The 12,611-nt window shown below is 72.8% G+C and carries 10 protein-coding genes; 7 read left to right on the top strand and 3 right to left on the bottom strand.

All coding sequences use genetic code 11. The features are described from left to right. Nucleotides 1-15 precede the first annotated feature (15 nt). On the top strand, nucleotides 16-1,083 hold the full coding sequence (locus QUG98_RS04135) for an NAD-dependent epimerase/dehydratase family protein (RefSeq protein ID WP_289469355.1): 1,068 nt from the start codon (nucleotides 16-18) through the stop codon (nucleotides 1,081-1,083). A gap of 4 nt (nucleotides 1,084-1,087) precedes the next feature. Continuing rightward, on the top strand, nucleotides 1,088-1,630 hold the full coding sequence (locus tag QUG98_RS04130; protein WP_289469354.1) for a DEAD/DEAH box helicase family protein: 543 nt from the start codon (nucleotides 1,088-1,090) through the stop codon (nucleotides 1,628-1,630). 70 nt (nucleotides 1,631-1,700) lie between these two features. Here the strand turns inward: QUG98_RS04130 and QUG98_RS04125 are convergent, their stop codons facing one another. After that, nucleotides 1,701-3,164 (bottom strand): hypothetical protein, encoded by a 1,464-nt coding sequence (locus QUG98_RS04125; RefSeq protein ID WP_289469353.1) that lies wholly within the window; start codon nucleotides 3,162-3,164, stop codon nucleotides 1,701-1,703. A 219-nt stretch (nucleotides 3,165-3,383) separates the two neighbouring features. On the opposite strand from QUG98_RS04125, the gene QUG98_RS04120 reads away from it, so the two are divergent. Together QUG98_RS04120 and hrpA are read left to right on the top strand one after the other, a co-directional pair. Then, nucleotides 3,384-5,255 (top strand): thioredoxin domain-containing protein, encoded by a 1,872-nt coding sequence (locus QUG98_RS04120; protein WP_289469352.1) that lies wholly within the window; start codon nucleotides 3,384-3,386, stop codon nucleotides 5,253-5,255. Nucleotides 5,256-5,291: 36 nt separating this feature from the next. Beyond that, nucleotides 5,292-9,152, top strand: a complete 3,861-nt coding sequence (hrpA, locus tag QUG98_RS04115) for an ATP-dependent RNA helicase HrpA (RefSeq protein ID WP_289469351.1) — start codon at nucleotides 5,292-5,294, stop codon at nucleotides 9,150-9,152. A 6-nt stretch (nucleotides 9,153-9,158) separates the two neighbouring features. Here the strand turns inward: hrpA and QUG98_RS04110 are convergent, their stop codons facing one another. Both QUG98_RS04110 and QUG98_RS04105 read right to left on the bottom strand, forming a co-directional pair. Next, the gene (locus QUG98_RS04110; RefSeq protein WP_289469350.1) at nucleotides 9,159-9,737 is read right to left on the bottom strand and encodes a YbaK/EbsC family protein; all 579 of its coding nucleotides are present in this window, start codon (nucleotides 9,735-9,737) and stop codon (nucleotides 9,159-9,161) included. Between the two features lie 48 nt (nucleotides 9,738-9,785). Next, complete coding sequence (locus QUG98_RS04105) at nucleotides 9,786-10,457, bottom strand: DUF2461 domain-containing protein (protein WP_289469349.1); 672 nt, start codon at nucleotides 10,455-10,457, stop codon at nucleotides 9,786-9,788. A 61-nt stretch (nucleotides 10,458-10,518) separates the two neighbouring features. Here QUG98_RS04105 and QUG98_RS04100 point away from each other — a divergent pair, with 61 nt between their 5' ends. The 3 genes from QUG98_RS04100 (at nucleotide 10,519) to QUG98_RS04090 (ending at nucleotide 12,602) form a co-directional block, all read left to right on the top strand. Beyond that, nucleotides 10,519-11,169: a CatA-like O-acetyltransferase gene (locus QUG98_RS04100; protein WP_289469348.1), complete on the top strand. Its 651-nt coding sequence runs from the start codon at nucleotides 10,519-10,521 to the stop codon at nucleotides 11,167-11,169. Nucleotides 11,170-11,251: 82 nt separating this feature from the next. After that, nucleotides 11,252-11,725 carry a nucleoside deaminase gene (locus tag QUG98_RS04095; protein WP_289469347.1) on the top strand — a complete coding sequence of 158 codons (474 nt, stop codon included), beginning with the start codon at nucleotides 11,252-11,254 and terminating at the stop codon, nucleotides 11,723-11,725. Nucleotides 11,726-11,870: 145 nt separating this feature from the next. Next, on the top strand, nucleotides 11,871-12,602 hold the full coding sequence (locus QUG98_RS04090) for a class I SAM-dependent methyltransferase (protein WP_289469346.1): 732 nt from the start codon (nucleotides 11,871-11,873) through the stop codon (nucleotides 12,600-12,602). Nucleotides 12,603-12,611 lie beyond the last annotated feature (9 nt).

The raw sequence follows: 12,611 nt of genomic DNA, 5'->3' as shown, positions 1-12,611 counted from the left end.
CACTAGCGTTGGCGCATGAGCACCAGACGCGCGGTCGTCCTCGGCGGTACCGGCGGGATCGGATCCGCGGTGGTCCGAGACCTCCTCGACGTCTCCGGCAGGGGCGGCGACGACTGGCAGGTCGACGTCGTCGCTCGTCGCGGCGGTCCGGCCGCCGATGCCCTGACCGCAGCCGGCGCCTCCTTCGTCGCCGGCGACCGACGCGACACGACCGTGCTCCGCGACCTCCTGCGCCCAGGTGCCGACCTGCTCGTCGACACCGTCGGGGTCACCCGCGACGACGCCCTGCAGCTGCGCCCGTTCCTCGACGACGTCGGTTCGACCGTGTTCGTGTCGTCGAAGGCGGTGTACGTCGACGACCAGGGGCGCCATGCGAACGCCGTCGACAAGCCCGTCTTCGGCGGCTCGGTCACCGAGCTGCAGCCCACCGTCGTCGCCGCGGACTGCGACCCGACCTCGCGAGACGGCTACGGCGCCGCGAAGGTCGCCGCCGAACAGGTCCTGCTCGACCACGGCGCCCCGGTCACGGTGCTCCGTCCGTCGAAGGTGTACGGCGTCGGCATCGGACGCCCGCGGGAGTGGTTCGTGGTCCGCCGCGCCCTCGACGGTCGGGAGCGCATCCTGCTCGCCGACCACGGCCGCGGTGTCGACCACACGACGGCCGCGAGCGGGATCGCATCCCTCGTGCGTCTCGTCGCCGACGCTCCCGACCGCCGCATCCTCAACGTGGCCGACGAGACCGCGCCCGACGTCCTCGAGATCGTGCGCACCCTGGCCGGGCTCGTCGACCACCGCTTCGACGAGGTCCTGCTCGACCAGGACGCCCCCACCTTCGTCGGGACGACCCCGTGGAGTTCGCCGTCGCCGTTCGTCCTCGACACGACTGCGGCACGCGCGCTCGGGTGGCAGCCCCCGCGGTACGCCGACGCCGTCCGTCCCGAGGTCGACTGGCTGCTCGAGACCGCGCACGCCGTGCCGGCCGGCGGCGACGTCCCCTGGGCGGAGGACCCGTTCTGGGACCGCATGTTCGACTACGGCCCCGAGGACGCCGCCCTGGCGCTGCTCTCGCTCGGCAGGGACTGACGCCGTGCCGCGGTCCGAGGTGCTCTTCGTCGGCGGCCGCTCCGGCGTCGGCAAGAGCACCGCGGCCGAGGCCCTGCACGACCTGCTCGTCGCGGCGGACGTGGCGCACGCCGTGATCGAGGGCGACGTCCTCGACCTCGCCCACCCGGCGCCGCACGTCGCCCACCCGGACGTGCGGCTCGCCGAGCGGAACCTGCGGACGATGTGGGCCGGGTACCGCGAGCTCGGACACCACCGGCTCGTCTTCACGAACACCGTGTCCGTGCTCGAGCACGAACGGCTCGCCGCCGCGATGGGCGACGACCCGCTCGTCACCGTGGTCCTGCTCCGCGCCTCCGACGCCACCACCGCCGGTCGACTGGCCCGGCGGGCGGGCGGCACGGTCCCGCAGGCGCAGCTTGCACACAGCACGGCGACGGCCGGGAGGCTCGACTCGGCCGTCGCGGACACGGTCGCGCGGGTGGACACCGACGGCCGCACGCCGGAGCAGGTCGCTCGTCGGCTCGCGGCACTGTCCGGCTGGCTCCCGAACGGACCGCGCAGGTGAGGGCTCGCGCACGAGGACGCCCCATCCGACCGTGCGGTCGGAGGGGGCGTCCCGGTTCGTGCTGGCCGGATCAGGCGGAGTGCGCCCGACGACGAGCCATGACCACCATGATGGCCGTGCCGATGAGGGCGAGCAGCCCGGCGGCGATGCCGGCCGGCGCCAGGTCCGCACCGGTGAACGCGAGCTGACCGGTCGGCGTCGTGGCCACCGGAGCCGTGCCGGCCCCGCCCTGACCTGCGGCCGGCGTGGTGCCGATCGGGGCGACGGCTGCGGTCACCGTGAACTCGACCGGGTCGGACGGGTCCGACACGACCGGCGCGCCGTCGGCGTCGACGACGGGCTCGCCGTCGGCGTCGAGCAGGAAGCCCTGCGCGACGGCGGTGTAGTCACCGGGCTCGACGGCGAGCGTGACGCTCCAGGTACCGTCTGCACCGACGACGATCGGGTCCTCCGGGTCGGCCGGCTCGGCGGCGCGGGCGGCCGGCTCGTCCAGCTCGTCGGTCGGGACCGCGACGAGCAGGATGTTGCTGCCCGGCGTGCCGGTGCCCTCGAACGTGACGTTCGGGCCGGTGACCGTCGCCCCGTCCTTCGGAGCGGTGATGACCGGCTCGTCGAGCACCGGGGTGGTCGGTGTGGTCTCGACGGCGGGCAGCGAGAACGCGACCGTGACGTCGCCCGTGCCGACGCCACCGGTGACCTGGGTCAGGCGGACGGACTGGGCGGTGGCGGCGTCGTCCGCGAAGGTCACGTCGACACTCCACTTGCCGTCGTCTCCGACGGTGGCCTGCACGAACGGGAAGTTCCCGGTGAGCGAGACGCGCGACCCGGCGGTGCCGGTGCCCGAGAACGTGACCGTCCGGGTGGCGGTGGTCGCACCGTTCTGCGGCGTCTCGACCACGAGGGTCTGCGTCGCCGGCAGGTTGACGTTCACCGTGACACTGCCACGACCGGCAGCGCCGACGATCTGGTTGACCGTGATCGACTGCGCGCGGTCCACGTCGTCCGGGAAGGTGACGTTGCCGGTCCAGTTGCCGGCGGCGTCGACCAGGATGCCCGTGACGGGCGACCCCGCGGACGGCACGAGCGCGATGTTCGCGGTCGGGATGCCCGTGCCGGACACCGTGACGGTGCGCGACGCGAGGTACTGCCCCTCGGTGGGGCTCGTGACCGTCAGCTGCGCGGGCGCCGCCGGCAGGTTGAAGGCCACGGTCTTCGGCTCGTCGAAACCGCTCAGTCCGACGATGCCGTCGACGAAAGCGGTCTGCTGGACCGGGGCGTCGGCGGCGTACTCGTGGTCGACCGACCACGCGCCGCTGTTCGGGACGTTGGTCCGGGCGATGACCGCGCCGTCCTGGGAGTCCTCGTGGATGATGATCGTCGAACCGGCGACGGCCGTGCCCGAGAACGTGACGTCTCGGGTCGGGGTCGTCTGACCGGCGGTGGGCGAGGTCACCACGAGCTCGCCCGGGGCGGCACTGGCGGATGATGCAGAGAGGAGTGCGCCTCCGAGCGCGAGTGAGACCACGGCTGGCACGGCCAGCAGGGTCCTCCACGACGTCTTCGTCACTGGGGTCCGTTCGTTCGGGCAGCCGTCACCAGGGGAGCGGCCACGGGAGGTGTCGCCAGGGAATTGAACGACCTCTCAACTCTAGGCGGCTGTGAGGAATCCTGTACGGATTGCGATGGATCATCCGTCTCACGCACTCCCGACCGTCGTCCGCGCGCTCAGCGGCGTCCGAGCACGCTTGGGGGCATGAACGACAACCGGCTCGGAACCGCGGTCAGCCCGTACCTGCGCCTGCACGCCGACAACCCGGTGGACTGGCGCGAGTGGGGGCCGGAGGCCTTCGCCGAAGCGAGGGAGCGGGACGTCCCGGTGCTCGTCTCCGTCGGGTACGCCACGTGCCACTGGTGCCACGTGATGGCGCGCGAGAGCTTCTCGGACCCCGAGATCGGGGAGCTGCTCCGTCGGGACTTCGTCGCCGTGAAGGTCGACCGCGAAGAGCGTCCGGATGTCGACGCCAGTCTGATGGCCTCCGCGAGCGCGTTCACGCAGCAGCTCGGGTGGCCGCTGACCGCGTTCGCGACGCCCGAGGGGCGGGTGTTCTTCGCGGGGACGTACTACCCGCCGACCCAGGTCGGTCAGGTCGGTTCGTTCCGGCAGGTCCTGGCGGCGGTGCTCGACGCGTGGACGGAGCGACGGCACGAGGTGGACGCGAACGCGGGCGCGATCGCCGCGGCGATCGCGCAGGGGGCGACGGCCGACGCTGCCGCGCGCGGGTCGGGGGTGGACGCCACCGCGCAGGGTGGTGAGCCGTCCGACGGAGCCGCACCGGGCCTCCCGTCCGTCGACGCGATCCGTGCCGTGACCGCGCAGCTCGTCTCTGCCGAGGACACCACGTACGGGGGCTTCGGCGGCGCGCCGAAGTTCCCGAGCGCGCCGCTCCTCGAGTTCCTCGGTGACGTCGCTGCCGACGGCGACGACGTCGCACGAGGGCTGCTCGACCGCAGTCTCGACGCGATCCGCACGACCGAACTGACGGACGACGACGGGGGTGTGTTCCGGTACGCGACCAAGCGCGACTGGAGCGTCCCGCACTACGAGCGGATGCTCTACGACAACGCGGGACTGCTCGCGGTCGCCGGCCCGGAGCAGGCCCGGGGCATCGCCGACTTCCTCCGGGACACGCTCCGGCGGCCGGATGGTGCGTTCGTCGCGGCACAGGACAGCGAGTCGACCATCGACGGACGACGGGTCGAGGGCGACTGGTACCGGTTGCCGCTCGACGAGCGTGGCCGGTTCGACGCGCCGCCGCTCGACGACCAGGTGCTGACGGGGTGGAACGGCCTCGCGATCCGGGGCCTCGCGCTCGCCGGGGCGCGGCACCCCGACGACGAGATGCTCGATCTCGCCCGCGGTGCTGCCGACGCGGTCCTCACCGCCCACGTGCGTGATCGGCACGTCGTCGTCCGGTCGAGCACCGCGCACGGCACGTCGTCCGCGCCCCCGACGATCGAGGACGTCGGACTGCTCGCCGAGGGGCTGCTCGAACTCGCGCTCGTCGTCGGCGAGGTCCGGTACGCCGTGACGGCACGCTCGCTCGTCGACGACGGGCTGGCGGGCCGGTTCGACACCGACCCGGTCCTCCGTGCCGCCGGTACGGCCACCGGCGAGCAGCCGCAGACGGCACTGCGGTCCGGCACGGTCGCGCTGGCGGGGGCAGCTGCGACGCTGGGTGCGCTCACCGGCGACCGGTCGCTCCGTGACGCCGCGACCCGGCTCGTCGCCGACCGTGCGCACACCGGGACGGAACGGCCGCTCGGCCACGCGGACGCCCTCGGGGTCGCCCTCGCCCTGCAACGGCCGTCGCGCGAGGTCGTCGTCGTGACAGAGGTCGTCGAGTCCGGGCGCGGTGACCGGATGCGGCGGACAGCCCTCGCAGCCCGCCGGCCGGGCACGATGGTGGCGACGGTGACCGCGAACCAGGCGCGCGCGTGGGCCGATGCCGGGTTCTCCCTGTTCATCGGGCGGGACGGCTCGTCACCGGCCGCGTACGTCTGCCACGACCACGTCTGCGCGCTGCCGGCGCGGGACGTCGCTGCGCTCTCCGACCAGCTGCGCTGACGCCTGACCCGCCCGGACCGCTATCCTGGAATGCTCATGTCTGCCACGCCCGTCATCACGTACCCGCCCGAACTGCCGGTGTCGCAGCGGCGGGACGACATCGCCGCCGCGATCCGCGACCACCAGGTCGTGATCGTCGCCGGCGCCACGGGCTCGGGCAAGACGACGCAGCTGCCGAAGATCTGCCTCGAACTCGGCCGCGAGTCGATCGGGCACACCCAGCCGCGCCGGATCGCCGCGCGGACCATCGCCGAGCGCGTGTCCGAGGAACTCGCCGGTGAACTCGGCGACCTCGTCGGCTACCAGGTGCGCTTCACCGACAAGGTGAGCGCGAACACCCGCATCAAGCTGATGACCGACGGGATCCTGCTCAACGAGATCCACTTCGACCGCGACCTGAAGCGCTACGACACGATCATCATCGACGAGGCGCACGAGCGCTCGCTGACGATCGACTTCCTGCTCGGGTACCTGAAGCGCCTGCTGCCCCGGCGCCCGGACCTCAAGGTGATCATCACGAGTGCGACGATCGACCCGGAGTCGTTCTCGAAGCACTTCGGCGACGCACCGATCATCGAGGTCTCCGGCCGCACCTACCCGGTCGAGATCCGCTACCGGCCGCTCGTCACCGACGACGCCTCGGACACGGACGACGGTGACGACACCGACCCCCGGACCGACGACAGCGGTAGCCGCGGTGCCGGCGGCGCGGACGACCGCGACGTGCTCCAGGGCATCACCGACGCGCTCGACGAGCTCGCACGCGAGGACCCGGGCGACGTCCTCGTGTTCCTGTCCGGCGAGAACGAGATCCGCGATGCGCAAGAGGCCATCGAGGGCAAGCGGTACCCGGGTACCGAGGTCCTGCCGCTCTACGGGCGTCTGTCCGCGGCCGACCAGCACCGGGTGTTCGAGCGCCGGACCACGCCGGGCATCCGTCGCCGCGTCGTCCTCGCCACCAACGTGGCGGAGACGTCCCTGACCGTGCCGGGCATCAAGTACGTGATCGACACCGGCACGGCCCGCATCTCCCGGTACTCGCCGCGGGCGAAGGTGCAGCGGCTGCCGATCGAGGCGATCAGCCAGGCGAGCGCGAACCAGCGGTCCGGCCGGGCGGGACGCACGAGCGCGGGCATCGCGATCCGGCTCTACTCCGAGGACGACTTCGCGCGCCGGCCGGAGTTCACCGACCCCGAGATCCTGCGGACGAACCTGGCGGCGGTCATCCTGCAGATGATCTCCCTCGGCTTCGGCGACATCGAGCGCTTCCCGTTCCTCCAGCCGCCCGACTCCCGCGGTGTGAAGGACGGCCTCGACCTGCTGCGCGAGCTCCGTGCGGTCGACGGCGACGGTCGGATCACGAAGGCCGGGCGGCAGCTCACCCGACTGCCGATCGATCCGCGGCTCGGCCGGATGGTGCTCGAGGCCGGCCGCCAGGGCGTCGGCCGCGAGGTCATCGCGATCGTCAGCGCCCTGAGCATCCAGGACCCGCGCGAGCGCCCGCTCGAGAAGCGCGCCCACGCCGACCAGCTGCACGCGCGCTTCGCCGACCCGACGAGCGACTTCCTCACCCTGCTCAACCTCTGGAACCACATCGAGGACAAGCAGGACGAGCTGTCGTCGAGCGCGTTCCGGCGCCTGTGCAAGGCCGAGTTCCTCAACCACCTGCGCATCCGCGAGTGGCAGGACCTGTACCGGCAGCTGTCCCGCGCGGCCAAGCAGGTCGACGTCCGCGTCGGGCAGTCCCGGTCCGAGGACGGCGACGCCGTGCACCGCTCCCTGCTCGCCGGGCTCCTCAGCCAGATCGGGCTGCGCGACAAGGAGAAGCGCGACTACCTCGGGGCGCGGGGCGTCCGCTTCGTGGTGTTCCCGGGCAGCGTCCTCGCGAAGAAGCAGCCCGATGCCGTGATGGCCGCCGAGCTCGTCGAGACGAGCCGGCTCTTCGCCCGCACCGTCGGACGGATCGACCCGGCCTGGGTCGAGCCGCTCGCCGGGGACCTGCTCAAGCGCACCTACGGCGAGCCCCACTGGGAGAAGAAGCAGGGTGCGGTCGTGGCCTACGAGCGCGTGACCCTGTTCGGGGTCCCGATCGTGCAGCGCCGCCGCGTCCAGTACAAGCGCGTCGACCCGGAGCACTCGCGGGAGCTGTTCATCCGGCACGCCCTGGTCGAGGGCGAGTGGGACGCGCAGCAGGCCTTCGACCGGGCGAACCGGAAGCTCCGCCGCGAGCTGGAGCAGCTCGAGGAGCGCACCCGTCGCCGCGACATCCTGTTCGACGACGAGCGCGTGTACGAGTTCTACGACGCCCGGATCCCCGCCGACGTCGCCACGACCCGTGACTTCGAGGGCTGGTGGCGGACGACCCGCCGTGAGCAGCCCGACCTGCTCACGATGCGCCGCCAGGACCTGCTCGACGAGGACGCCGCCGAGGCGGCCCAGGACGAGCAGGAGTACCCGACGCAGTGGCGCTCCGGCGACCAGCGCCTGGCGATCAAGTACCGCTTCGAGCCAGGAGCGCAGGACGACGGCGTCAGCGTGCAGGTGCCGCTGGCACTGCTCCCCCGCATGCGCGAGGAGGGCTTCGACTGGCAGGTCCGCGGTCTGCGCAGGGAGCTCGTCACCGCGCTCATCAAGTCGCTGCCGAAGCAGATCAGGAAGAACGTGGTCCCCGCGGCTGACTGGGCCGAGAAGATCGTCGCCGAACTGCCCGACGACGCCCCGACCGAGCCGACCGAGTCCTTCCGCGCGACCCTCGCCGCGGCGATCCAGCGGATGACGTACGTGCCGGTGACCGAGGCCGACTTCGACCTGTCGCGGGTGCCCGCGCACCTGCTGCCCACCTGGGCGGTCGTCGACGAGCGCGGCCGTCGCGTCGAGTCCGGCAAGGACCTCGCCGCCCTGCAGACGAAGCTGAAGGACCGGACCCAGCAGAGCGTCGCCTCCGCCACGGCGAAGGCAGCGGCCCGGCCGGGAGGCGCGGCGCGCGTCGCCGGGGCGTCCTCCGGCACGCAGGTGGAACGGTCCGGCCTCACCGCCTGGCCGTCCGACGACCTGCCACAGGTCCTCGACACGAAACAGGCCGGTGGCGTGATCAGGGCGTACCCGTCCCTGGTCGAGGAGGGCGAGGGCCCGAAGGCGACCGTCGGCGTCCGGCTCCTGGCGACCCCCGGCGACCGCGCGGTGAGCATGCCCGCCGGCGTCCGTCGGCTCGTGATGCACGCGGTGCCCTCGCCGGTGTCGTACGTGCAGTCGCACCTCACCGCGCAGGAGAAGCTCGCCCTGGCCGCCAGCCCCTACCCGTCGACCGCGGCGCTGTTCGACGACGTGCTGGCCGCTGTCGTGGACGCGGGCATCCGTCGCGCCCACCCGGACGGCCTCGTGTTCACGCGGGCCGAGTTCGAGTCGGTGCGGGACGCCGTGTCGGCCACCGTCGTCGACACCATGTTCACCGCGGTGTCCGAGGTCGCCGCGGTCCTGACGGCGCAGCGCGCGGCCGACAAGGCGATGAAGCAGGCCAACTCGATGGCCCTGCTGCCCGCGCTCACGGACATGCGCCAGCAGGTGGAGCGCCTGGTCTTCCCGGGCTTCGTCGCCGTCGCCGGACTCGACCGACTGCGCCGGATCCGGGTGTACCTGCAGGGGGTCGACGCCCGCGTGCAGAAGCTCCTGCAGAACCCGGGGCGCGATGCGACGTGGATGCGCGAGGTCACGGTCGCGACCGACCGCTACACGGACGCCGGGGGGACCTTCCCGCCGTCGACCGGCGCGCACCCCGAGCTCGTGCACGCCCGGTGGATGCTCGAGGAGTTCCGCCTCAGCCTGTTCGCCCAGGAACTCGGGACCGCCGAGACGGTCTCGCTGCAGCGCATCACGAAGACCCTGGCCGCAGCCCGCTGACCGGACTCAGCCGACGTCGGTGACCGGGGCGACGTCGGTGGCCGGGGCGACGTCGGTGGCCAGCCCCTCGACGACGGTGACGTTCGGCAGCGCGGCCAGCGTGCGGCCGGGCAGGAACACCTTCGCGCCGCGGAGCCCTGCGCCGACGACGACCTCGGGGGCGTCGAGCACGCGCGCGTCGACGTACACCGGCCAGTCCGCAGGGAGCCCGATCGGGGTGATCCCGCCGTACTCCATCCCGGTCAGGGCGACCGCGTCGTCCATCGGCGCGAAGCTCGCCTTGCGGACGTCGAGCAGCTTCTTCACGACCCGGTTGACGTCGAGCTTCGTCGACGCGAGCACCACGCAGGCGGCGTAGCGGACGTCGTCGCCGCGCTTCCCCGCGACGACGATGCAGTTCGCGCCGCCCTCGAGCGAGTACCCGTAGGCCTCGGAGAACGCCGCCGTGTCGGCGACGTCCGGGTCGATCGGCGCCGCCTGGATCGTCGACAGAACGTCGCTCGGCAGTGCGACGAGCGCCTGGGCGACGGGGATCGCGAGGAACCCGGTGGCGACGAGGGCGGGGGAACGGTCGAGCGTCGGCATGCCCCGAGCCTAGGGAGCACCCGACGAGCCGACGATCAGGCGGAGCGGTCAGGCGCGCTCGTGGATCGACCGGGCTCCCGGCACGGGCGGCGCCGGGTCGTCCGAGGCCTCGGGGTCGTCCGCCCGCGCCCACTTCACGGTCCACCGGACGAGCGGCTGCACGCGGTCCCACGCGGCGGTGATGTCCTCGAGCGAGCTTTCCAGCGGCAGGTGCACGAGCGCCGCGTAGTGCTGCATCCGGAGCAGGTCGATCCGCGGGTGGTCGGCGTCGTACCCGCGCGGGGCGGTCTTCAGCGGAGGGCCCGCGAGCTCGTACCCGGCGTCGGTCAGCTCGTCGAGCTCCCGCTGCAGCGCGGCCGCGGCCTGCGGGTGCTCGTCGATGGTCGTCCGAGCCGCCCGCAGCTGTGCGCGGGACGGTTCGTAGAGCCCGCCGCCGACCTGCAGCCCGTCCGCCCCGGCGCTGAGGTACATGCCACCGGCGGTCAACCCGGTGTCCTCGCGGTACGGCCGCTTGTCCGGGGTGAAGCGCAGGTCGCGGTGCTGCCGGAGCACCCGGCCCGGGCCGTACCGCCGCTCGGCCTCGTGCAGGAGCGCCTCCATCGGGTCGCGGACGTGCCGTTCCCAGTCATCACGGTGGTCCTCGAACCAGGACTTCTCGTTGTGCGCGGCGAGCCCACGGAAGAACGTCGCGAGCGCTGGTGAGAACGGCGTCGAGGGCATGCACCAGTGAACCGCCGCCCGGTGCACGCGCGTCGGCAGTCCGGGGTACGAGACTGACCGGGTGGACCGACTCCGACCGATCGACCTCGACCAGTGGCCCCGCGCCGAGCACTTCGCGCACTACCGGCGGGAGCCCTGCGCCTGGGAGATGACCGTCGACGTCGACGTCACGGCCTTCGTCGACGCCGCACGGGCCGCGGGCGCGAAGACGTACCCGTCGCAGATCTGGGTGCTCGCGACGGTCGTCAACCGGCACGACGAGTTCCGCATGCAGCTCACCGAGGACGGCGACCCTGCGGTCTGGGACGTGGTGCACCCGACCTTCACGGTCTTCCACCCCGACACCGAGACCTTCTCGGTGCTCGTCGTCGAGTACGACCCCGACGCCCGGGCGTTCCACGACGCCGTGGTCGCGACGACCGAGCGGTACCGCGACGACCACCGCCTGTTCCCGCAGGGCACCGGGCGCACCGACCTCTTCGACGTCTCGACGCTCCCCCGGACGTCCTTCACCGGCTTCGCACTGCACCTCACGGGCGCCGAGGACCACCTGGCCCCGGTGATCACGCTCGGGCGCTACCGGCAGGTCGACGGGTGCACGGTGATGCCGATGGCCCTCCGCATCAACCACGCGGCGGTGGACGGGTTCCACGCCTCGCGCTTCGTGACCGAGGTCGAGGAGCTGTTCGCGGACCCGTCCTGGCTCGGCTGACCGCGGACGTTCCCGGGTCCGACCAGGACCCGTCCCCCGGATGCACACCTCACGGGCACCGGCCGGGAGCACCGTGGCCGGCATGCACGACGACGAACTCACCGCCCTCGCGGTCTCCCGCGCCCTCGACAACGTCCACGACGGCGGCAAGCCCTTCGCCTGCCTGATCGCCCGCGACGGCGAGGTCGTAGTCGAGGCCGTCAACCACGTCGCCCAGACCGGCGACCCGACCGCGCACGCCGAGATCCGCGCGATCCGCGCCGCCGCGGAGCAGGGCATCTCCGACCTGACCGGGTACGAGGTCTTCGTCACCGCCTACCCCTGCCCGATGTGCCTCGGTGCGCTGTACTACGCCCAGCCCGACCGCGTGGTCTTCGCCGCGACGCGGGAGCAGGAGGGCGAGCACTACGAGGACGGCAACCGCCTGATGACGCTCGCGACCTTCTACGACGAGTACGCCAAGCCGATCGAGGAGCGCGCCCTGCCCACGGAGCAGGGCACGGTCGACGACCCGACGGCCCCGTTCCGCGAGTGGACCGCCCGCCACCCGTCCTGACCCCGACGGGACGACCACCGGACGGGAGGCTCGTGGCGGGCCCCGCCACGAGCCTCCCGTCCGGCTCCGGTCCCGGCGACCGCCGCCACCCGGACCTGAGGCGTCCCGCATCGACCCCGACGCCGCGACGGTCCAGGCTGGGACCGTGACCGACGACCGTCCCGCCCGTTCCTTCGGATCCGCCGTCGACGCCTACGAACGAGGCCGACCGGGCTACCCGGACGCCGTGGCGGCGGCCCTGGTGCCGGACCGTACGCCGCTCGTGGTGGACGTCGGGGCGGGGACCGGGAAGTTCACCAGGACCCTGCTCGGTCGGGCGGGCGAGGTCGTGGCGGTGGAACCGGACCCGGCCATGCGGTTGCGGCTGGCCGACCTGCTGCCGTCGGTGCGTGCGCTCGACGGCACGGGCGAGGCGATCCCGTTGCCGGACGCTTCGGCGGACGTCGTGACGTTCGCGCAGTCCTGGCACTGGGTCGACCGCGACGCCGGCGCTGCCGAGGTCGCGCGGGTCCTGCGCCCGGGTGGGACCCTCGGACTCGTCTGGAACGTCCGCGACGAGGCTCGGCCGTGGGCCGCGCGCGTCGGCGCGATCGTGGCGCAGCCGGAGGCCCGCACCGTGCAGCAGGAGCAGCCGTTGGTCGGAGCGCCGTTCGGCGCCGGGGTCCACGACACGGTGCGGTGGACACACGAGCAGGACCGTGACGCGTTCCTCGACATGATCGCCTCGCGCAGCTCGGTCATCCTCATGCCCGAGGAAGAGCGGCGTGCGGTGCTCGACGCGGTCCGGCAGGTGCTCGACGAGGACCCCGAGACGGCCGGACGCCCGACGATCCCGGTCGACTACGTCGCACACGTCCACCGGTACGTTCGACCCTGACGGCACGGT

The sequence above is a fragment of the Curtobacterium subtropicum genome (assembly GCF_030362975.1).
Classification (GTDB): Bacteria; Actinomycetota; Actinomycetes; order Actinomycetales; family Microbacteriaceae; genus Curtobacterium; species Curtobacterium subtropicum.
The sequence above is the reverse complement of the archived record's forward strand: the minus strand, read 5'-3'. Positions and strand labels throughout refer to the sequence as shown.

What these genes read in the sequence shown, in the direction of transcription:
- QUG98_RS04110 (WP_289469350.1), bottom strand. Translation starts at nt 9,737, where the DNA reads ATGCCGACGCTCGACCGTTCCCCCGCCCTCGTCGCCACCGGGTTCCTC.
- QUG98_RS04135 (WP_289469355.1), top strand. Translation starts at nt 16, where the DNA reads ATGAGCACCAGACGCGCGGTCGTCCTCGGCGGTACCGGCGGGATCGGA.
- QUG98_RS04105 (WP_289469349.1), bottom strand. Translation starts at nt 10,457, where the DNA reads ATGCCCTCGACGCCGTTCTCACCAGCGCTCGCGACGTTCTTCCGTGGG.
- QUG98_RS04120 (WP_289469352.1), top strand. Translation starts at nt 3,384, where the DNA reads ATGAACGACAACCGGCTCGGAACCGCGGTCAGCCCGTACCTGCGCCTG.
- QUG98_RS04095 (WP_289469347.1), top strand. Translation starts at nt 11,252, where the DNA reads ATGCACGACGACGAACTCACCGCCCTCGCGGTCTCCCGCGCCCTCGAC.
- hrpA (WP_289469351.1), top strand. Translation starts at nt 5,292, where the DNA reads ATGTCTGCCACGCCCGTCATCACGTACCCGCCCGAACTGCCGGTGTCG.